The 21,976-nt window shown below is 60.0% G+C and carries 16 protein-coding genes and 1 pseudogene; 14 read left to right on the plus strand and 3 right to left on the minus strand.

Annotation, left to right across the window (positions count from 1 at the left end):
* The first annotated feature begins 74 nt into the window (after positions 1 to 74).
* Both dxs and folE2 read left to right on the plus strand, forming a co-directional pair.
* On the plus strand, positions 75 to 1,979 hold the full coding sequence (dxs, locus tag WS45_RS11425; protein ID WP_059531480.1) for a 1-deoxy-D-xylulose-5-phosphate synthase: 1,905 nt from the start codon (positions 75 to 77) through the stop codon (positions 1,977 to 1,979).
* 154 nt (positions 1,980 to 2,133) lie between these two features.
* A complete protein-coding gene (folE2, locus tag WS45_RS11430; RefSeq protein WP_059700566.1) occupies positions 2,134 to 2,943 on the plus strand; it encodes a GTP cyclohydrolase FolE2 in 810 nt (269 codons plus the stop codon).
* Between the two features lie 108 nt (positions 2,944 to 3,051).
* Here the strand turns inward: folE2 and tsaD are convergent, their stop codons facing one another.
* Positions 3,052 to 4,092: a tRNA (adenosine(37)-N6)-threonylcarbamoyltransferase complex transferase subunit TsaD gene (gene tsaD / locus WS45_RS11435; RefSeq protein ID WP_059531475.1), complete on the minus strand. Its 1,041-nt coding sequence runs from the start codon at positions 4,090 to 4,092 to the stop codon at positions 3,052 to 3,054.
* A gap of 130 nt (positions 4,093 to 4,222) precedes the next feature.
* Between tsaD and WS45_RS11440 the strand changes: the two genes are divergently transcribed.
* The 11 genes and pseudogenes from WS45_RS11440 to WS45_RS11480 form a co-directional block, all read left to right on the plus strand.
* On the plus strand, positions 4,223 to 5,443 hold the full coding sequence (locus tag WS45_RS11440; protein WP_059689630.1) for an NAD(P)/FAD-dependent oxidoreductase: 1,221 nt from the start codon (positions 4,223 to 4,225) through the stop codon (positions 5,441 to 5,443).
* A 106-nt stretch (positions 5,444 to 5,549) separates the two neighbouring features.
* A complete protein-coding gene (gene rpsU / locus WS45_RS11445) occupies positions 5,550 to 5,762 on the plus strand; it encodes a 30S ribosomal protein S21 (RefSeq protein WP_006479415.1) in 213 nt (70 codons plus the stop codon).
* A gap of 185 nt (positions 5,763 to 5,947) precedes the next feature.
* A complete protein-coding gene (locus tag WS45_RS11450) occupies positions 5,948 to 6,394 on the plus strand; it encodes a GatB/YqeY domain-containing protein (RefSeq protein ID WP_059524656.1) in 447 nt (148 codons plus the stop codon).
* A 72-nt stretch (positions 6,395 to 6,466) separates the two neighbouring features.
* Positions 6,467 to 8,344, plus strand: coding sequence for a DNA primase (dnaG, locus tag WS45_RS11455; protein ID WP_059689632.1), 1,878 nt, complete (start codon positions 6,467 to 6,469; stop codon positions 8,342 to 8,344).
* A gap of 88 nt (positions 8,345 to 8,432) precedes the next feature.
* Positions 8,433 to 10,850 (plus strand): RNA polymerase sigma factor RpoD, encoded by a 2,418-nt coding sequence (rpoD, locus tag WS45_RS11460; protein WP_082721897.1) that lies wholly within the window; start codon positions 8,433 to 8,435, stop codon positions 10,848 to 10,850.
* A gap of 783 nt (positions 10,851 to 11,633) precedes the next feature.
* A complete protein-coding gene (locus WS45_RS11465) occupies positions 11,634 to 13,610 on the plus strand; it encodes an ATP-binding protein (RefSeq protein ID WP_257140333.1) in 1,977 nt (658 codons plus the stop codon).
* 150 nt (positions 13,611 to 13,760) lie between these two features.
* Positions 13,761 to 14,504 (plus strand): DUF2971 domain-containing protein, encoded by a 744-nt coding sequence (locus tag WS45_RS33365; RefSeq protein ID WP_218921634.1) that lies wholly within the window; start codon positions 13,761 to 13,763, stop codon positions 14,502 to 14,504.
* Positions 14,505 to 14,565: 61 nt separating this feature from the next.
* A complete protein-coding gene (locus tag WS45_RS33370; protein WP_082721899.1) occupies positions 14,566 to 15,177 on the plus strand; it encodes a hypothetical protein in 612 nt (203 codons plus the stop codon).
* Between the two features lie 48 nt (positions 15,178 to 15,225).
* Entirely contained in the window at positions 15,226 to 15,972 is a 747-nt protein-coding gene (locus tag WS45_RS34890; protein WP_156437118.1) for a hypothetical protein, read from the plus strand.
* Positions 15,973 to 16,024: 52 nt separating this feature from the next.
* On the plus strand, positions 16,025 to 16,870 hold the full coding sequence (locus WS45_RS34895; RefSeq protein WP_156437119.1) for a hypothetical protein: 846 nt from the start codon (positions 16,025 to 16,027) through the stop codon (positions 16,868 to 16,870).
* Positions 16,871 to 16,963: 93 nt separating this feature from the next.
* Positions 16,964 to 17,413 (plus strand): annotated as a pseudogene (locus WS45_RS11480) (IS3-like element ISBam2 family transposase); the annotation flags it as partial.
* 646 nt (positions 17,414 to 18,059) lie between these two features.
* On the opposite strand, the gene WS45_RS34900 reads toward WS45_RS11480, so the two are convergent.
* On the minus strand, positions 18,060 to 18,206 hold the full coding sequence (locus WS45_RS34900; RefSeq protein WP_156437120.1) for a hypothetical protein: 147 nt from the start codon (positions 18,204 to 18,206) through the stop codon (positions 18,060 to 18,062).
* On the opposite strand from WS45_RS34900, the gene WS45_RS11485 reads away from it, so the two are divergent.
* Positions 18,199 to 19,749 (plus strand): phospholipase D family protein, encoded by a 1,551-nt coding sequence (locus tag WS45_RS11485; RefSeq protein ID WP_059524662.1) that lies wholly within the window; start codon positions 18,199 to 18,201, stop codon positions 19,747 to 19,749. The genes WS45_RS34900 and WS45_RS11485 overlap by 8 nt on opposite strands.
* 144 nt (positions 19,750 to 19,893) lie before the next feature.
* Here the strand turns inward: WS45_RS11485 and WS45_RS11490 are convergent, their stop codons facing one another.
* On the minus strand, positions 19,894 to 21,729 hold the full coding sequence (locus WS45_RS11490; protein ID WP_059699893.1) for a S53 family peptidase: 1,836 nt from the start codon (positions 21,727 to 21,729) through the stop codon (positions 19,894 to 19,896).
* Positions 21,730 to 21,976: the final 247 nt, after the last annotated feature.

Genomic DNA, 21,976 nt, shown 5'->3' on the forward strand with positions numbered 1-21,976 from the left:
GCCCGCCGCTGCGCACACGCTACGGTGCGTGCAATAGAATGCGGGCGCGTTTGATTTCCTACAATGGAACGACGATGTACGACTTGCTGAAAACCATCGACGACCCGGCGGATCTGCGCCGCCTCGATCGTCGCCAACTCCAACCGCTCGCGGATGAACTGCGCGCGTTCGTGCTCGACAGCGTGTCGAAGACGGGCGGCCATCTGTCGTCCAACCTCGGGACGGTCGAGCTGACGATCGCGTTGCACTACGTGTTCAACACGCCGAACGACCGGATCGTCTGGGACGTGGGTCATCAGACCTACCCGCACAAGATCCTGACGGGCCGCCGCGACCAGATGCATTCGCTGCGCCAGTACGACGGCATCTCGGGTTTCCCGCGCCGCAGCGAGTCCGAATACGACACGTTCGGCACCGCGCACTCGAGCACCTCGATCTCGGCGGCGCTCGGGATGGCGATCGGCAGCCAGCTGAACGGCGACGACCGCTTCTCGATCGCGGTGATCGGCGACGGCGCGATGACGGCCGGCATGGCGTTCGAGGCGATGAACAACGCGGGCGTGTCGGAGGATGCGAAGCTGCTCGTGATCCTCAACGACAACGACATGTCGATTTCGCCGCCGGTCGGCGCGCTGAACCGCCATCTCGCCCGCCTGATGTCGGGCCGCTTTTACGCGGCCGCGCGCGCGGGCGTCGAGCGCGTGCTGAGCGTCGCGCCGCCGGTGCTCGAACTCGCGCGCAAGCTCGAGGAGCACGCGAAGGGCATGGTCGTGCCGGCCACGTTGTTCGAAGAGTTCGGCTTCAACTACATCGGCCCGATCGACGGTCACGATCTCGATTCGCTGATCCCGACGCTGCAGAACATCCGCGAATTGCGCGGCCCGCAATTCCTGCACGTGGTGACGAAGAAAGGCCAGGGCTACAAGCTCGCCGAAGCCGATCCCGTGCTCTACCACGGCCCCGGCAAGTTCAATCCGGCAGAAGGCATCAAGCCGTCGACCACGCCCGCGAAGAAGACGTACACGCAGGTGTTCGGCGAATGGCTGTGCGATGAAGCCGAGCGCGATTCGCGCGTCGTCGGCATCACGCCCGCGATGCGCGAAGGCTCGGGCATGGTCGAGTTCGAGAAGCGTTTCAAGGATCGCTATTACGACGTCGGCATCGCCGAGCAGCACGCGGTGACGTTCGCGGGCGGCCTCGCGACCGAAGGGCTGAAGCCCGTCGTCGCGATCTACTCGACGTTCCTGCAGCGTGCGTACGACCAGCTGATCCACGACGTCGCGCTGCAGAACCTGCCGGTCGTATTCGCGATCGACCGCGCGGGCCTCGTCGGCGCGGACGGTGCGACGCACGCGGGCGCGTACGATCTCGCGTTCATGCGCTGCATTCCGAACATGACGATCATGGCAGCGTCCGACGAGAACGAGTGCCGCCAGATGCTGCACACGGCGCTTCAGCAGCCGAACCCGACCGCGGTGCGCTATCCGCGCGGCGCGGGCACGGGCGTGGCGACGGTGAAGGAATTCACCGAAATCCCGCTCGGCAAGGGCGAAGTGCGTCGCCGCACGTCGCAGCCGGAAGGCAAGCGCGTCGCGATTCTCGCGTTCGGCACGATGGTTGCGCCGTCGCTCGTGGCGGGCGAGGAGCTCGATGCAACGGTCGCGAACATGCGCTTCGTGAAGCCCGTCGATGCGGCGCTCGTGCGTGAACTCGCCGAGACGCACGACTACCTCGTCACGGTCGAGGAAGGCTGCGTGATGGGCGGTGCGGGCTCGGCCTGCGTCGAAGCCCTGATGGACAGTGGGGTTATCCGACCCGTAATACAATTGGGCCTCCCTGACCAGTTCATCGATCACGGCGATCCCGCGAAGCTGCTGTCGCAATGCGGCCTCGACGGCGCGGGCATCGCGAAGTCGATTCGCGAACGCTTCCTGAGCCCGGCGGCCGATGTCGCCGGTCAGGCGAAGCGCGTCGCATAAGCTGGCGCCGCCTGCGGGCGGCGTCGGTGCGACTGGCGCAACCGGTCTACATTGATGCGGAAAACATGGGCCTGCGGGCCCATGTTGCTTTTCCGGCTGCCGCATGACGCGGCGTGCGCGTCGTCGGACGCGCGGCTTACAAGGATTGAACAAGATGAACCAGATGAATCCCGCCTTCGTGATGCCCGACGTGCAGAGCACGGTGGATACCCGCCAGATTCCGATTCAGCGCGTGGGCGTGAAGGCGGTCCGGCATCCGTTGACGGTGTGCACCGAGAGCGGCGACGTGCAGCCGACCGTCGGCGTCTGGAATCTCGACGTGCGCCTGCCTGCCGATCAGAAGGGCACGCACATGTCGCGCTTCGTCGCGCTGCTCGAGGAGAATCGTGCGCCGCTGACCGTCGAGCGCTTCCGCGCGATGCTCACGTCGATGCTCGAGAAGCTGGAAGCCGAGGCCGGCCGCATCGAGGTCACGTTCCCGTACTTCGTGAACAAGACGGCGCCGGTGTCGGGCGTGCAGAGCCTGCTCGACTATGAAGTGACGCTCGCGGGCGAAAGCCGCAACGGCGAAGCGCGCCTGTTCCTGAAGGTGCTCGTGCCGGTGACGAGCCTGTGCCCGTGCTCGAAGAAGATTTCGCAGTACGGCGCGCACAACCAGCGCTCGCACGTGACGATCGACGCCGAGCTCGCGGCCGACCTGCCGGTCGAGGCGCTGATCCGCATCGCGGAAGAAGAGGCGTCGTGCGAGCTGTGGGGCTTGCTGAAGCGTCCGGACGAGAAGTTCGTCACGGAGCGTGCGTACGAAAACCCGAAGTTCGTCGAGGATCTGGTGCGCGACGTCGCGCAGCGTCTCGATGCGGACGAGCGCGTGGTCGCCTATGTGCTCGAAGCCGAGAACTTCGAGTCGATCCACAATCACAGCGCGTATGCGCTGATCGAGCGCGACAAGCGGCACGCCGCGTAACGTTGTGCCGCTGCGGCGTTTTGCCGCTGAAACGGAAAAGGCCGCTAGATCGAGCGGCCTTTGTGTTTTGGCCGGCGTATTCCGAAACGTGTCGGTGCGTCGTGCGAATCAGCGTGCGAGCGACGCGAGATCCCAGCGCGGTTTCACCGTGAACGCGTAGTCGGCGTTCGCCTGCTCGGGCCAGCGGCCGAGCCGCAACGCGCCGGCGAGCGCGATCATCGCGCCGTTGTCGGTGCAGAGCGCGAGATCCGGATAGTGCACGTCGAAGCCGCGCTTGGCTGCGGCGGCCGACAGCGCCGCGCGCAACTGGCGGTTCGCGCCGACGCCGCCCGCGACGACGAGGCGCTTGAGCTTCGTCTTCTTGAGCGCGGCGAGCGACTTCGCGACGAGCACGTCGACGGCCGCGTCGACGAAGCCGCGCGCGAGATCGGCCTTCGCGCGTTCGAGCGCTTCGCCTTCGAGTTTTGCCGCCTCGAACTTCTTCATCTGCGTGAGCACGGCCGTCTTCAGGCCACTGAAGCTGAAGTCGAGATCGCCCGAATGGAGCATCGGGCGCGGCAGCACGACGGCGCCCGGCGTGCCTGTTTCCGCGAGCTTCGACACTTCCGGGCCGCCCGGGTAGCCGAGGCCGATCAGCTTCGCCGTTTTGTCGAAGGCTTCGCCGGCCGCGTCGTCGAGCGTCTCGCCGAGCGTTTCGTACACGCCGACATCGGTCACGCGCATCAGCTGCGTGTGGCCACCCGACACCAGCAGCGCGATGAACGGAAACGGCGGCGGCTCGTCGACGAGCAGCGGGGACAGCAGGTGGCCTTCGAGGTGATGGATACCGACGGTCGGCTTGTTCCATGCCAGCGCGAGCGCGTTCGCGATGCTCGCGCCGACCAGCAGCGCGCCGGCGAGGCCGGGGCCTTGCGTGAATGCGATCGCGTCGATGTCCTCGCGGTGCGTGCCGCTTTGCGCCATGACTTCCTCCAGCAGCGGCAGCGCGCGGCGGATGTGGTCGCGCGATGCGAGCTCGGGCACGACGCCGCCGTATTCGCGGTGCATCGCGATCTGCGAATGAAGCGCGTGCGCGAGCAGGCCGCGCTGCGTGTCGTAGAGCGCGAGGCCGGTTTCGTCGCAGGAGCTTTCGATGCCGAGAACGAGCATGGTAGAGGCGGGGCGAGCTGCGTCGAGCGCGCCGCAGGAAGGTAAACGTAACGGCAAATTATAGCAGGCGAGGGCCTGCCGCCGCTGGGGTGCGGCCCGGGTGCGCGGCCGGGCAGGTACAATCCGCGCCATGGAAACTTATGACATCGCCGTGATCGGCGCGGGCGCCGCCGGGATGATGAGCGCCGCGGTCGCCGGGCAACTCGGCCGCCGCGTGGTGCTGATCGACCACGCGCCGCGGCTCGCCGAGAAAATCCGCATCTCGGGCGGCGGCCGCTGCAACTTCACGAATCTCTACGCGGGCCCCGACAATTACCTGTCGTCGAATCCGCATTTCGCGCGCTCGGCGCTTGCACGCTACACGCCGCGCGACTTCCTCGGGCTGCTCAAGCGCCATCACGTCACCTGGCACGAAAAGCACAAGGGGCAGCTCTTTTGCGATCACGGCAGCGACGCGGTCATCGACATGCTGAAGCACGAATGCGACGCGGGCGGCATTGCCTGGCGCCGGCCGGTGGTCGTCGACGCGGTGCGCCACGCGTCGGCCGATGGCTTCACGCTCGACACGCAGCAGGCGGGGCCGATCCGCGCACGCGCGCTGATCGTTGCTACTGGCGGCCTGTCGATCCCGAAGATCGGTGCGACCGACTTCGGCTACCGGCTCGCGAAGCAGTTCGGCCACAAGCTCGTCGATACTCGGCCGGCGCTCGTGCCGCTCACCTTCGCGCAGCAGGACTGGGAGCCGTTCGCGGCGCTGTCCGGGGTGTCGCTCGAAGTGCGCGTGTCGACCGGCGACAAGAAGCGCGGCGGCGAATTCGTCGAGGACCTGCTGCTGACGCACCGGGGCCTGTCGGGCCCCGGCATCCTGCAGATTTCCAGCTACTGGCAGTCCGGCGATCCGATCCGCATCGACCTGCTGCCGCAGCGCGACGCGGTGGCCGACCTGCTCGACGCGAAGCGCACGTCGAAGCGCCAGATCGGCTCGCTGCTCGCGGACTGGGTGCCGTCGCGCCTCGCTCACGTCTGGCTCGACACGCACCGTGTCGCGGCCGATGCGCGGCTCGCGGACCTGCCCGACAAGACGTTGCGCCAGATCGGCGAAGCGCTGTCCGGCTGGACGCTGACGCCGAACGGCACCGAGGGCTACAAGAAGGCCGAAGTGACGAAGGGCGGCGTCGATACGCGCGAACTGTCGTCGGCGACGATGATGAGCGCGCGGGTGCCGGGGCTGTTCTTCGTCGGCGAGGCGGTGGACGTGACGGGCTGGCTCGGCGGCTACAACTTCCAGTGGGCGTGGGCATCCGGCACGGCGGCCGGGCAGGCGGCGGCGGAGTTTGCGCGGGGCGCCTGACACGGCTACGCGGGCCCGCCATTGACGGGACCCGGCCCTTATGTCTTTGCTTGGCGCTCTGCTATACTCGTAAATCTTCCCTGCAAACCTTTATTCGTGTCGGATCATGACGATCATTCGCGTTAAAGAAAACGAGCCGTTCGAAGTCGCCATGCGCCGCTTCAAGCGCACGATCGAGAAGAACGGTCTGCTGACCGAGCTTCGTGCGCGGGAGTTCTACGAGAAGCCGACCGCCGAGCGCAAGCGCAAGAAGGCTGCCGCGGTGAAGCGTCATTACAAGCGAATCCGCAGCCAGACGCTGCCGAAGAAGCTGTACTGAACGATTGAGCGCCGCACGATTCACTGAGCGGCGCACCGGCGACCTCCGCACGATCGGCCTCGATCCGGGGCCGCGAGTCGCCGATGCCGGATTCGAGCAACCCGCTTGAGACTTAGTCCCAAGCGGGTTTTTGTGTTGACGCCCGTTCGCGGGTGTCGAAGTCACGTTTCCATCCCGGGTGCAAGATGAGTTTGAAAGAGCAGATCAGCGAAGACATGAAGGCCGCGATGCGCGCGAAGGAAAGCGAGCGTCTGGCGACGATTCGCCTGCTGATGGCCGCGATCAAGCAGCGCGAGGTCGACGATCGGGTCACCCTCGACGACGCGGGCATTACCGCGGTGATCGACAAGATGATCAAGCAGCGCAAGGACTCGATCAGCCAGTTCGAAGCCGCCGGCCGCGACGATCTCGTCGCGAAGGAACAGGCCGAACTGACCGTGCTGGGCGCATACATGCCCGCGCAGCTGTCGGACGCCGAAGTGGCTGCCGAAGTCCAGGCCGCGGTCGCGGCAACGGGTGCGGCTGGCCCGCAGGACATGGGCAAGGTGATGGGCGTGCTGAAGGGCAAGCTCGCCGGCCGCGCCGACATGACGGCTGTTTCCGCGCAGGTCAAGGCCGCGCTGTCGAAGTAAAACCCGCTTCCCGGCGCACTGCATTCGCATGCGCCGGGGCGTCGTATTGTCTTTTTTTCGCTCGATCCCACGGTGATTCCGCATTCGTTCCTGCAGGATTTGCTGAACCGCGTCGATATCGTCGACGTGGTGGGCCGGTACGTGCAGCTCAAGAAGGGCGGCGCCAACTTCATGGGGTTGTGCCCGTTCCACAACGAGAAGAGCCCGTCGTTTACCGTCAGCCCGACCAAGCAGTTCTATCATTGCTTCGGCTGCGGCGCGCACGGCACGGCGATCGGTTTCCTGATGGAACATGCGGGGCTCACGTTCCCGGAAGCCGTGCAGGAGCTTGCGCAATCGGTCGGGCTGACCGTGCCGCACGAACCGTCGATGCGCGGGGGTGGCGGGGGCGGTGCAGGTGGCGGCGACTATCCGGCGCCCGTGTCGAAATCGGTCGCGACCGCGCTGTCCGACGTGATGTCCGCCGCGTGCGACTACTACCGCAAGCAGTTGCGCGGCGCGACGGTCGCGATCCAGTATCTGAAGAACCGGGGCCTGACCGGCGAGATCGCCGCGCGCTTCGGGCTCGGTTATGCGCCGGACGGCTGGCAAAACCTCGAAACCGCGTTCCCGGACTACCGCGACGACTCGCTCGTCGAATCGGGCCTCGTGATCGTCAGCGAGAAAACCGATGCACAGGGCGTCGCGCGCCGCTACGACCGGTTCCGCGAGCGAATCATGTTCCCGATCCGCAACGTGAAGGGGCAGGTGATCGGGTTCGGCGGCCGCGTGCTCGGCAGCGGCGAGCCGAAGTATCTGAATTCGCCCGAAACGCCGCTGTTCAACAAGGGCAGTGAGCTGTACGGGCTGTTCGAGGCGCGTCTCGCGATCCGCGAGCGCAAGTACGTGCTGGTTGTCGAGGGCTACATGGACGTCGTCGCGCTCGCGCAGCTCGGCTTCCCGAACGCGGTCGCGACGCTCGGCACGGCATGCACGCCGATTCACGTGCAGAAGTTGCTGCGCCAGACCGACACGGTCATTTTCAGCTTCGACGGCGACTCGGCCGGCCGGCGTGCGGCGCGCCGCGCGCTCGAGGCGTGCCTGCCGCATGCGGCGGACAACCGGACGATCCGATTCCTTTTCCTGCCGTCCGAGCACGATCCGGACAGCTACGTGCGCGAATTCGGCGCGGAAGCGTTTTCCGAGCAGGTCGAGCGCGCGATGCCGCTGTCACAATTTCTGTTGAACGAAGCAATTGCCGGCAAGGCGCTCGACCAGCCGGAAGGTCGAGCGAAGGCGCTGTTCGACGCGAAGCCGCTGCTGCAGGCGCTGCCGGCGAACGCGTTGCGCGCGCAGATCATGCACATGTTCGCCGACCGGCTCGATATCCCGTTCGAGGAAGTCGCGGGGCTGTCGGACGTCGATGCGCGCATCGCGGCGCCGGCGCGCCAGGCGCCCGCGCGCAGCGAACGGCGGCGTGTGACCGACAGCGAAAAGCGCGCGTTGCGTACCCTCGTGATGCATCCGCGGATCGCGTCGCAGCTCGACGACGAACAGCTTGCGACCCTGCGCGCGCTGCCGCGGATCGGCGAGCTGTTCGCCGAAGTCGTCGAGCATGCGCGCGCGCTGGGCGACGGCGCGGAGTTCCGGCTGCTGTCGGATGTCCTGCGGACGTCCTCGAACGGCGCGACTTACGAGGAAATCTTCCGCGAAATTCTGGACTATGATGAAAACGTCCGCGATTTGCTGTTACAGAATCCGGAAGACGAGACGGTGCCCGAGCGGCAGCGTGAACAGGAACGGATCGCGGGGGAGGAACTGCAGGCCGCGGTGCTCAAGATGCGCTATGACGCCTGCTGCGACCGGCTCGATCGGCTTGCGCGGCAGTCCACCTTCACACCCGAGGAACTGGCGGAATTGACGGAATTGAACCAGCAGCGAACCGACATGAAGCGTCGGCTCGGGCTGTAGGCGGCCGGGGCGCCAAGAGAGGGCGCCCCAGCGTGCTATAATATAAGGTTTCCAGCGGTTTGTTTTCCAAGCAGAGGCGAGAATCGCGATGGCAAAGACGACAGGCGGAAAGAAAGCAACGGGCAAGGGCTCGACGGAGCCGACCACGAAGGTCACAGCGGCCAAGTCTGCTTCTTCCACCAGGACAACGTCTTCAGCCACGTCAGCCCCTGCGGGAAAGAAAACCGCGGCCGGCACTGCTCAGGCTGCGCCGGCGCCGGCAGCCAGAACACGGGCTGCCGCCAGACCCGACTCCGGGCCGGCCAAGCCGGCGGCGAAGCGGGCAAGTGCGAAAAGCGCAAGGGACACGACTGCCGCCGCGGACGAAACGGCAGTACGTACTACTCATGCACCCACGGTTCAACCGGCTGTCGTCCAGCAGCCGCGAGTCGATATAGCCGGTACGGCGAACTCCATGACCAAAAAGCTGAACGAAGTATCCGTCGATGACGACGCAAATCAGAGCGACGAGCAGCCCGCAGCCGCGGCTGCCCCGGGCAAATCCAAGGTGCGCGATCGTCGCGCCAAGGAAAAGGCGCTGCTGAAGGAAGCGTTCGCGACGAGCACGCCCGGCACGGCCGAGGAGCTCGAAGAGCGCCGCGTGAAGCTGCGCGCGCTGATCAAGCTCGGCAAGGAGCGCGGCTTCCTCACGTATGCCGAAATCAACGACCACCTGCCGGACAACTTCACCGAAACTGAAGCCCTCGAAGGCATCATCGGCACGTTCAACGACATGGGCGTGGCGGTTTACGAGCAGGCTCCGGACGCGGAAACGCTGCTCCTGAACGACAACGCGCCGGCCGCGTCGTCGGACGATGAAGTCGAGGAAGAAGCGGAAGTCGCGCTGTCGACCGTCGATTCGGAATTCGGTCGCACGACCGATCCGGTCCGGATGTACATGCGCGAAATGGGCACGGTCGAGCTGCTCACGCGCGAAGGCGAAATCGAGATCGCGAAGCGGATCGAGGACGGCCTGCGCCACATGGTGATGGCGATTTCCGCGTGCCCGACGACGATCGCCGACATCCTCGCGATGGCCGAGCGCGTCGCGAACGAAGAGATCCGCGTCGACGAACTCGTCGACGGCCTGCTCGATCCGAATGCTTCGGACTCCGCCGATACGGACGGTTTCTCCGCGAAGGAAGCCGAAGCCATCGAGAACGAGGACGAGGAAGCCGAAGAGGAAGAGGAAGAAGAGGAAGAGGAGGAGGATGACGGTGCCGCTCAGGCGTCGGCCAACGCCGCTCAACTCGAAGCCCTCAAGCGTGCATCGCTCGACAAGTTCTCGCAGATCAGCGAGTGGTTCGACAAGATGCGCCGCGCGTTCGAGAAGGAAGGCTACAAGTCGAAGTCCTACCTGAAGGCGCAGGAAACGATCCAGACCGAGCTGATGACGATCCGCTTCACCGCGCGTACCGTCGAGCGTCTGTGCGACACGCTGCGTGCGCAAGTGGACGAAGTGCGTCAGGTCGAGCGTCAGATCCTGCACATCGTCGTCGACAAGTGCGGCATGCCGCGTTCGGAATTCATCGCGCGCTTCCCGGGCAGCGAGACGGATCTCGACTGGGCCGAGAAGATCACGGCCGAAGGCCATCCGTACAGCGCGGTCCTGTCGCGTAACGTTCCGGCGATCCGCGAACAGCAGCAGCGTCTGATCGACCTGCAGGCGCGCGTCGTGCTGCCGCTGAAGGATCTGAAGGAAACCAACCGCCAGATGGCGGCCGGCGAACTGAAGGCGCGTCAGGCGAAGCGTGAAATGACCGAGGCGAACCTGCGTCTCGTGATCTCGATCGCGAAGAAGTACACGAACCGCGGCCTGCAGTTCCTCGACCTGATCCAGGAAGGCAACATCGGCCTGATGAAGGCGGTGGACAAGTTCGAATACCGTCGCGGCTACAAGTTCTCGACCTACGCGACGTGGTGGATCCGCCAGGCCATCACGCGTTCGATCGCGGACCAGGCGCGCACGATCCGTATTCCGGTTCACATGATCGAAACGATCAACAAGATGAACCGCATCTCGCGGCAGATCCTGCAGGAAACCGGTCTCGAGCCGGATCCGGCAACGCTCGCCGAGAAGATGGAGATGCCGGAAGACAAGATCCGCAAGATCATGAAGATCGCGAAGGAGCCGATCTCGATGGAAACGCCGATCGGCGACGACGACGATTCCCATCTCGGCGACTTCATCGAGGACAACAACACGGTCGCGCCGGCGGATGCCGCGCTGCATGCAAGCATGCGCGACGTCGTGAAGGACGTGCTCGATTCGCTGACGCCGCGTGAGGCGAAGGTGCTGCGGATGCGTTTCGGTATCGAGATGAGCACCGATCACACGCTCGAGGAAGTCGGCAAGCAGTTCGACGTCACCCGCGAGCGGATCCGTCAGATCGAGGCCAAGGCGCTGCGCAAGCTGCGTCACCCGAGCCGTTCCGACAAGCTGAAGTCGTTCCTCGAAGGGAACTGATTTCCAGCGTCTTACTTGCGAACGCCGCCGGCATCCGCGTGATGCCGGTGGCGTTTGTCCTCTTTGGCGTCTTTGTTGTTACAATGCCGGCCCGGCTTCGTCGCCGGCGTGGCGTGTAGCACACGTTGCTTCTCGTCTGGGCCCCTAGCTCATGCTTGGTTAGAGCAGCGAACTCATAATCGGTGAGTACTTCCGCTTAATGCGTTGAAAAATAAGGGAATCTTCTGGCATCGAAATTGCCGTGCTACACGTAGGCTACAAGAAGTCCCTTCTTAAGCGGGGTCTAAGTGCGGTAAAATAACTGGTTTTTCGGGCCTCTAGCTCATGCTTGGTTAGAGCAGCGGACTTAGCAAGTGCCGTCCTACAGCTCGCAAGAGTACGGACCGCACGGAATGGGTTGCCTTGGGGTAAGTTGGCTCTGCCCCCTGGTAGAACTGCTCAAATTCGGGGAAACCTCTGCTGCTTTGGCAACGTGGCAATCCCGAGCGAAGCTCTCTCCGAGAGAACGTGTAGAGACTGTACGGGCAGGTCGTAAAGACAAGAGACAGTCCAGACCACAAACCCGAAAGGGGTGGCGAAAGCCATAGCTGGTAAGCATAATCCGTTGGTGCCGGGTTCGACTCCCGGGGGGCCCACCAAATACCTTCAGAAAGCTCCTTCGGGAGCTTTTTTTACGCCTGTTATGTCTGGGTCTTTAAATGCTAGATCCATGAAAGAGCTAGGCTATGATTGTGAGTATCGACATGCACGTTGGTGAAAAATAAAAATCTCTCTGGAGGGGTGATGTCCGATTCGTCAAACAATGCAAGATTGCAGCAGGAAGACCTCTTCTATGAAGATCGCTTTCTTGAAAGCTGGGCAGGTGCAATTATCACCAATCCCAGCACGGCCATTGTCGAACTCGTTGCCAACTGCTGGGATGCCTACGCCACTGAGGTCAAAATAGGTTGGCCCGATCCGAAGAACAACAAACAGTTCTCCATCTCGGATAACGGCAAGGGCATGACGAAAGCCGAGTTCGATTACATCTGGCGTGCGATGTCCTATGACCGCATCGCCAAGGGTGGTGCCACAACTACACCGCCACTAGGCGTAGAAGGTCTTCCTCGCTTCGTCTTCGGCAAGAATGGCAAGGGCCGATTTGCCAGTTTCTGCCTTACCAAGAACTATCAGATCACCTCGATAAAAGACGGTCAGAAGTTCGTCTACAAAGTCAGCAGGACACCAAACAAACCGCTAATCACTGAACTCGTGGAGTTCGTTGAGAAGGATGTGGAGGGGCATGGAACGACCATCACCGGTGAAGGTGAAATCCGCCAGATCAACCTCTCCGTGGAGCAAGCTCGAGAGCTTCTTGGTGGGCGGTTCCTCGCCAATCCGTCCTTCAAGGTCATCCTGAATGGGGCGCCGATTTCGTTTGCCGATATCAGCAAGTCATCTCTGTCCATTGTCGACGTTGAGGTGCCAGGCTACGGCACGGTGAAGATCTACCACATTGATACCCGTAAGGCCGACAAGACCACCAAACAGCATGGGATCGCGTGGTGGGTGACGAATCGCGCAGTGGGTGACTGCAAATGGCGCGGGACAGATGTGGAGCGCATTCTTGATGGCCGAACCGAGAAGGCCAAGCGTTTTACCTTCATTGTTCAGGCTGATTTTTTGAACAAGGAAAATGCGGTCAAGGAGGATTGGTCCGGCTTCCATGACACCAACGAGGCATGGCTGAAGACTCGGCCAATCGTTCAAGACAAGATCAAGGAGATCATTTCCAACACGAGCTATGCAGAACGCGAAGGGAAGCGGATCGCGGTTCTGGAACGTGTTGGCGAGTCTGTCAATCTTCTTCCGCTGCTGAGCAAGGAGCGAGTCACCACCTTCGTCAATGAGGTTGTGGACACATGCCCAAACTTTGGTGAGCAGGAAGTCGTTCAACTGACCTCCATTCTGGCGAAGTTGGAGAAGAGCAAATCGCAGTATGGTTTGCTGGAGATCTTGCACAACCAAGATCCGAACGATTTGGATGCACTTCATGAAGTGCTGAGCCAATGGACCATTGGCATGGCGAAGGTCGTGCTGGACGAGATCCAAGGGCGATTGAAGGTCATCAACGAACTGCGGATCAAGATTCAGGTGGCGGGCATTGACGAGGTCAAGGAACTTCAGCCTCTGTTTGCCAAGGGTCTTTGGATGTTTGGTGACAAGTTTGAATCAATTCACTTCACGTCCAACAAAGGGATGACGACGGTCATCCGTGAGCTATTTGATGGCAAGGCGGAGAAGGCTTCGCTGAACCGTCCTGACTTTGTCATTCGTGGCGACGGCAGCACAGGCTTCTATTCCCTTCCGTCTTACAACGAAGATCACGAAGAGGTCGGCGTCGGCCACCTTGTAATCGTTGATCTGAAGACCACCAAACTTTCGCTTGGCTCCAAGGAAAAAGAACAGATTTGGAAGTACGTGAAGGAGCTGAAGAAGAAAGGCTACATTCAGCCTGAGACGCGGGTAGACGGCTTCGTTCTTGGTGATCAGATTGAAAGTGGGGAAGGTGGAACCCGCACCGAAGACAACGACAAGGTCAAAATTCAGCCCCTGCTCTATAGCATCATTCTGAGCAGAGCCGAACAACGATTGCTCAAGCTTTACGAACGGGTAAGGGAAGCACCGTTCCTTCTGGAGCAACAGGAAGAGCTAAGTAAGTTCATTGAACCTGTCGCTGTCGCACAGCCGTCGCTTGCCGAGGCAGTGAGTGCGAAATGAACGAGAGCATCAACTGATGACTACCTGCTACTCCCTGGTGGGATTGGCGACCCAGGGCAGTACAAACCTGTTCCACGAGGGTTGGAGATCAAGATAGGTGAGAAGCTGGCTCTGCTGAAGAAGCGGGATGAAGATGCCAAGAAAAACTGAATGAAAGGATGGGGAATGGCCTACAGAAATTACATATTCATTGATAAAGCAATGATGGACAAGCCTATCTACAGGATATTTCCGACTGGTAGGCTCTTGCAGATTCTCACAACAAAAAAGCTAACATTGGTCAAGCCCCATAAATGGGATGATCCATTTGAGAATGCTCTATTGAAGAGTCAATTCAAAATTGGCGATGAATTTGGTGATTTTGGAGCCAAGGATTCAGTCTACGGTCAATGCTGGACTCAACACCGTGAGACAGATGCAATGTGGCGCATCTACTCACAGAATAAAGATGGTGTTCGGTTATCAACCACCCCAAGAAAGTTGCTTGAAGCCTTGAAGAAGGGGTGTCCAACTGTTCCAGATTTAAGCTGCTTTATTGGCAAGGTTCAGTATCAAACAAAAGACAACATCATTGAGTCCTTCAAAAAAATTGATCTGCTGAATACAAATGGATCTGGTATAGCCGAGTCATTGCTTTACAAGAGAAGAGAATTTTCTCACGAAAAGGAAATCAGGCTCATCTATAGCGGCGAGGATGGTAGATGCGGCAGCGATATATTCCAGTTTGAAATAGATCCCAATGCTCTGTTTGATAGGGTTTTGTTTGACCCAAGAATGGAAGAAGGCTTGAGAAAGTCTTACATTGCTGCAATTGAGGGACTTGATTGTGAAGTTGAAGTGAAGAGATCAACACTTTACGATGCACCCAAAAACCTGAGCTTCAAGCTTCCATGAAGATTTACGAACTGTTCAGTTCGCCATGCAAGCACAGCAATTGAAATAGGTGAGGGAAAGCATGAGTGATGAAGAGTTCTTCATTTGGACACCGTATCAGGCGTTCTACATTCAATCAATGCTCTTCAACACCACGTCAGCATTTCAGTCCTGTAGCATTGCCGAAATGATCATAAAAAAAATTTCTAATGGAGAGATTGATCCCCAAGAGACGAAAGATGTGTTGCTTGATTGCTTGCAGAACATCGTCAATCAATCTGGTGCCATATCAAGATACTTTTTCCCATCTCGTGATGGCGTAAAAGGTGGTGGCGCTGAGCAGAAAACTGTCCACAAGGATCGTGGAGACTTCCTTAGAAAAGTCTTTGATGTAGAGGATGGTAGCCCTCTGGTAAACAGAGGGTTGCGAAACTCAATCGAGCATTTTGATGAAAGACTTGATCTGTATCTTCAAAGCGGAATGGTGGGTTACATATTTCCAAGTCTCATTCTTCCTGAGCTAGAAGATTCTGATGCTCCTCACCACATCTTTAGGGCTTATTACTTGAAAGAGGGGATTTTTCAAGTGTTGGGTGAGCGATATAAAATTCAGCCGATTGTTGATGAAATGGCTAGAATTCATGATCTCTTGGTGAGATTTGATGGTGATGGTGGCGTTTTCAGGAAAGCATAAGAGCATCCAATAGGGTGATTTTTTTATGGTGAAAAGAAGATCAAAAATATGGGCTCGAGAATTTATCTTCTGGTTAAGATTTTTGAAAGAGAGGAGCACGCAGATGCCTTTGTTGAGAAAGGAGAGATGTTTTGCAGAACTCTTGGGGATTTCAAAAAAATCGAAGGCGATGAGGCGAGGGGCGATGCTTATGAGGGAGTTACTGCCTGGCATCAGCCAGACAAAATTTCTTTAGTTCTCTCATGCAAAGATAAAGATGGTGTTGATCACTCATTCCCGCTCAAGGATCTGGCTGGTCCAGTCATTATGCAAAATAGTGGGTATGATCGTCTAAATCTTTACTGCATGTATGCTGTCAAGATTCCAGATTTTGAAGAATCCTACGAAACTGAAGAGGAGAGGGTTCGTGCGGTCGCGAAAATCAACGCGATGCTTAAGGTGCATAGCACTTTGAGTGACGAGATGATGGCCATGGGAAAGTTTGCTGTTGTGATCTATAGAGTTGAGGATTTTATAGGTAAGGTTAAACTTGCTGCGCGTGAACAGGGATATGCAAGTTGGAATGGTTCGGTCAAATATTTTGATCCAGACACGTTCCACGGTGGTTTCAAGGGGATTGAGTCGGTATTCAGAAAGAGGGATGCTTATTCCTACCAGAATGAGTGCCGTTTTGTCTTTGGCTCGCATGAGCCAGAGGGTGCGAAGGTGATCCAAGTGGGGGCGCTGGATGGTATCGCTATTAAGATTCCAACCAACAAGTTTAATGAGAAATTTGAGATGAAGCTGGCAGAGTAAAAGATCCTTCCAGTTAATCCGTATAAAAAATCAGTGAGGTTATTCTGGAAAAATGGAAATCTCAACGTCAATGATCCTTGGTGCAATCCGAAGCATTGGAATTTTAGACATTTTTAAGCAAGGCCTTACTTGGGTTCTCTTCTCGCAGGCTTATCGAATCTCAACGCTCTACTACAACCTGCGAAATCATCTCGGTGAGAGCCCCTATGAGATAGCTGAACACTTTGAGTATGATATACATTGGCAGCCGTTTCATCTGAGCAAAAAACTCAGTTCCCCGATGTTTTGGATAAGGGCAAAAGAGGGGTGCGAGTTTTCTCGCGTGACCATATGTGTCACCGCCAAGAACAACAAGATCAAATATCAAAATAGTTTCTCTGTATATGGTCTAGATTCAATTCCTGTACAAGTTGCGCTATCAAGCATCCCGTTTCGGAGCCTGAGTTTCAATGGGAATATGGTCTACACTCCCTACGATAAATTCACTATTGAGATTGTCGAAATAAAGGGGAGGGATGGTGAGGAAATTGCTTTGCCCTACCCAGCTAAAGACCACCTTCGTCCATTTGACAGGCTTGAAGTTCATATGGGCAGAGAGAAAGGTTTTGTGGAAAAGTGGGGGGAGAACTTCAGCCTACAATACCTGGAGAGCGAGATCACTGAAATTCAGATAGAACTATCAGGATATAGCTGTATCCCACTAGTAAGATCTATTCGTAGAGGCATTCTTGGTAACAGAGCGTTGGCCAAGCTTGTTTTTTGGAAGAGAAATCTGGTGTGGGCTAAGCAAATTACAGAAGGGGTTGGGAAATTCATTGAAGAGGAGCGGGGGCGGAATGAGAGATTTGCTGCTCTTCTTGATGAAAAGGCGGAGCAAAGAAAGCAAGACAAAAAATGAACATTTGAACTTGCTCGGGTGATTCAATTATCGTGGTCGCTTGCCTTGAGTATTTTGCGGCCTATTGACAAAAGGATAATTTTTATTATCTACCTGACCGTCGTCGACGACTTCACGAAAGAGGCTGTCGACATCGTCGTCGACCATGGCATCTCAGGTTTGTATGTCGCTCGGGCATTGGACCGTGCAGCTCGCTTCCGTGGCTATCCCAAGGCGGTGCGAACAGACCAGGGACCCGAATTTACGAGCCGCGCGCTTGACCAGTGGGCGTATGCGAACGGCGTCACGCTGAAGTTGATTCAGGCGGGCAAGCCAACGCAGAATGCGTACATCGAATCGTTCAACGGCAAGTTCCGCGACGAATGCCTTAACGAGCACTGGTTCACGACGCTCGCGCACGCTCGGGCTGTCATCGCGGCATGGCGCCAGGATTACAACGAGCAAAGGCCGCACAGCGCACTGAACTACCTTGCGCCGTCAGAGTTTGCGGCGAAACATCCGGCAACCGCGGATGCTCCTGCCGCTTTCCAGGAGTTGGTTTAAAGGGACTTTGCTAGAAGCCCATTGGCCCTCTTGAAGGGGACAGGTCACTCTCGTCATCAGGAGGTTTGGGCGCTTAAGTCTCAGCTTACAACGAAATCGAATGGGGACGAATAGCTTTGCCTAGGCTACGCCAGATTGGCAAACAATGGCATGGAGCGGTGGATTTCAGTGTCTGGGCATCCGAAATCTGGTTCTTCAGCAAAGGCATGAAAACAGCTCAAACGTATAACTGGTAAGCCTTGGGCGGGGTGCGAGCGGCGAGGGTGAGGAACCTTGGACAGTGGACTTTTGCTGTGAGCAGTGGATTCTTTGTCGTCTGTTTTGCAAGGCTACTGCTAGGCTACACGAGAAGCGTTATCTCAAATAAAAACAACGACTTGGCGTATGTAAGTGGTTGATTTTTAAGGGGCTGAAATGTGACCAATAACCTCATAATTCGTTGGTGCCGGGTTCGACTCCCGGGGGGCCCACCAGATTCGCTTCCCTGGTTATCCGGGGAAGTCTCGAAACCCGCGACGCCGCAAGGCCTCGCGGGTTTTTCTTTTGCGCGCTGCCTGAATGTGTCGAGCGTGTTGAATGCGTTCACGCCGGGCCGCGTGTCGCATAGCCGCCACCGGGGAAACGCGCGGAGCGTGCCGTCCCGATATCAATCGAAGTATGCTGTAGCGCGGTCGGCGTGCGCGATCGAGAATCGTCGCGCGCGCGAACCGCAGGCCAGCGCTGCGTTCCGCCCGGCGGCCAGAACAAACACAAACAGACTTCGCCCGACAGTGGGGGCGGCCATCATGATCATGTTGCGTTCGTGGAGTGCGATTCTGTCGTTGCTGATGCTTGCCGCGTGCGCCAGCCTGCCGCCGCAGGCCGGTCGCGCACCAACGCACGCATTCACCGATACCGAAACCACGCGCCTCGGCATCGCGTTCCGCCAGCAGGCCGCCGCGCATCCGGGGCAGGACGCGTTTCACCTGTTGCGCGATCCCGTCGATGCGCTCGATGCGCGCGTGCTGCTCGCCGATCGCGCGGACCGCTCGCTGGACCTTCAGTACTACATCTGGCACGACGACCTGACCGGACACGAACTCGCGGACGCGATCATCCGTGCGGCCGATCGCGGGGTTCGCGTGCGTGCATTGCTCGACGATCTCGGGACGAACGCGGACGATCGCAAGCTGCTCGAGATCAGTTCGCATCCGAACATCGAGATCCGGCTCTTCAATCCGGTCGCCACGCGCCACTTCAAGAAGATCGGCACGGTGCTCGAGTTCTCGCGCGTCAACCGGCGCATGCACAACAAGGCGATGATCGCGGACAACCAGGCGGCGATCGTCGGCGGCCGCAACATCGGCGACGAGTATTTCGGCGCGTCGTCGATGCTGGAGTTCGGCGATCTCGATGTGGTCGTGCACGGCCCCGTCGTGAACGACATCTCGACCGAATTCGATACGTTCTGGAATTCGCCGTATGCGTATCCGATCGATGCGCTGGTCGGACACGACGCGGCGCCGGGCGGTCTCGACCGGGAGCGCGAACGGTTGCGCGATTACTTGCGCGCGATGGAGGACAATCCGTACGTGCTCGAGGCGCGACACAGGCTCGACCAGATCGTGCACGGGCAGGGCACCGAGTTGTCCTGGGGGCAGGCGACGGTCCTGTACGACGATCCGGCGAAGATCTCACGCTCGCCGAAGGACAGCGACGGACACCTGATGCCGCAACTGCGTGCACTCGCGTTGCGGCCGGAGCAGGAACTGCTGATCGTGTCGCCGTACTTCGTGCCGGGCAAGGACATGGTCGAACGGCTGCACGCGCTCACGGCACGCGGCGTGCGCGTGACGATCCTGACCAACTCGCTCGCATCGACCGACGTCGCGGCCGTGCATGCCGGCTACCGGCGCTATCGGAGTGCGCTGCTGGAAGCCGGCGTGCGGCTTTACGAACGGCGGCCGTCCGGCGACAAGAGCATCGCGAAGCAGGTCATCATCGGCTCGTCGCGTGCTTCGCTGCATGCGAAGACCTATGTGTTCGATCGCAAGAGCATCTTCATCGGTTCGATGAATCTCGATCCGCGCTCGCTGAACCTCAATACCGAGATCGGCGTGTACTGCGAGAGCCCGGCAATTGCGTCGGAAGTCGCGACGGACCTGGAGCCGCGGCTCGATCGAATCGCGTGGCGAGTCGAATCGCGGACCGATCCGGCCGGGAAGGAGCGGCTCAAGTGGATTCAGACCGACGCGGACGGGACGGTGACCGAGCTCGATCACGAACCGGAAGTGTCGGCGGCGCGGCGCATGGAAGTGTGGTTTCTCGGCTTGTTTCCGATCGAATCGCAGCTGTGATTTCGCCGGCTCGCGACGACCGCGGGCGGCGTGTGCCGACGTGCAGCGTCGATCTGGAGGGGCGCCGCGCGCAGCGACGCAGATACGGCTCCAGGCGCGTAAAACGACCCGCACCCGGAACCGCACCGCTCATTGCACGACCGATCAGCGCGCGAAATCCGACGTGCTCTGGATGAACGTGTTCAGCTTCGAGATGTTCACGCTGCCGAAGCCCGTCGTCGCGTCCCAGCCAGCCTTCGCCTTGTAGCCGTATGTGCCGCTGCCGTTGTTGCCGGACGTCACGTCGTGCACCAGCGCCGCATTGCTCGGGAAGTATTTGTAGATGCTCGACGCCGGGAAGCCGAGCGCGTTGTTGTTGGCCGATTGCAGCCGCGCCCAGATGCCGGTGAAGATCGGCGCGGCGAGGCTCGTGCCGCCTTCGTTGTTCAGGTAGCCGGAGCCCCACAGCGTGTCGGACGTCTGGCCGTTCACGACGAGGATCGCGCCGGTGCGCAGGTCGGCGTCGAAGCCGACGTCCGGCAATGCGCGCTTGGTCGACCCGGTGAGGCTCGACGATTGCCACGACGGCGCGGCTTCGTACTTGCTGTAGCCGCCGCCCGTCGACCATACGGTGCCCGGCTGCCAGCTCGGATCGTTCCACACGATTTCGCTGTTGTATGCGTTGGTCGACGTGTTGGTGAACAGCGTCGTGCCGCCCACCGCGATCACGTACGGCGACGTCGCGGGCTCGCTCACCGTGTAGGTCGAGCGCGACGGCGTGCCGCTCGCGCATTCGTACGCGCCGTGGTCGCCGGCCGATACGGAGAAGGTCTGACCTTGCGCGACGGCCTGCTTGAAGATGGTGTCGTCGGTCGCCTGCGAGCCGGTGCTGAATGCGGACGATTCGCACACGCCGAGCGACACGTTGATGACCTTCGCGACGTTGTCGCTCACCGCCTTGTTGTACGCGGCGGTGATCGCGGTGAGCGTCATCGACGGCGCCACGTAGAACACGACCTGCTTCACGCTGCCGCCGGCTGCGCCGACGATCGACTGGCTGTCGAGGTTCCATTCGACGGTGCCGGATGTATCGGTGTACGAACTACCTGACGGGCCCGTCGGCACGACGCTGCTGCTGATCGTGCCGAGGCCGTTGTTGGCGGCGAACGTGTTGAGGTCGCTGACCGTCTGCGACAGATCGCCTTCGGAGATGATGCCGACGGTGGTTTGCGAGGCCGTCGGCGTGCCGTCGCCGCCGTAGAGCGACGAGAATTCCGTCGGGTAGTGCGGCACCGCGGATGCGCCTGCCGGAATCGTCAGATTGCTGGTGTTGCCTTGCGGCTTACTGCCCGCGCCGGTATGCATGAGCTCGACGTTCTGCAGGCCCAGCACGGCGCCGACGATGCCGGAGATTGCGTTCGGCACCTGCGCGGCATCGGTGTTCGCGTAGACGTTGCGGCCGTTGCGCGTGAAGCGCTTGAGTGTCGTGCGGAACGCCGATTTGACCGTTGCCGCGGTGCCCGACGCGGACACGAGCAGGCGGTTCGGCGCGACCACGATGTTGACGAAGCCGGCCTGGCGCAGGTGCGCGACGACGGAGGCGACCTGCTGGTCGGTCGGCGCGTATTGCGCGGCGAACTGCGCCGACGTGAGGAACTGCTTGTAGTGCGGCGAGCCGGGCGTATGCAGGTCGTGCAGGTATTGGTCGAGTTGCGCCTCGTTGCGCAGGTTCAGTCCGAGCACGATGTCGACCGATTCGCCGGGCGCCATCTCGGTGGCAGCCGCGGCAGCGGCGGCGGTGCTGGCCGCCGGCGCACCGGCGGTACTGCTGCTTTCACCTTGCTGGACGAGCGGCAGGAATCCCTTGGTGCGCGTTTCCGTCCAGCCGGCGGCCGGTGCGGCATGGACGGCCGTCATGCCGAACGAAGCGGCTGCTGCGGCGGCGAAGGCGAGCTTGACGATGCGGATGTGCTTTTGTTTCTTGTTTGCAACCTGATTCATTTTGAATTACCCCTCCGGTTGAACATCGAACTGCACGAACAACAACGGTCGACAGCGGCGCGGATCGTGCGCCGCCGATATCCGCCGCGCTCGCGCGGATGGCGCGGACGCAACGGGGCCTTTCGCCAGACCCGGACGGGTGGTGATCCTCCGGGGGCGAAATGCTGGAAAGCTCGGTGACGAAGGCGCTGGGCCGCGATGAGGACCGGCCGCGCCAGCAAGCCTGATGCAGGCGGGATGGCTAGAG

Origin of the sequence: Burkholderia sp. RF2-non_BP3 (assembly GCF_001522185.1) — a bacterium.
Lineage (GTDB): Bacteria > Pseudomonadota > Gammaproteobacteria > Burkholderiales > Burkholderiaceae > Burkholderia > Burkholderia diffusa.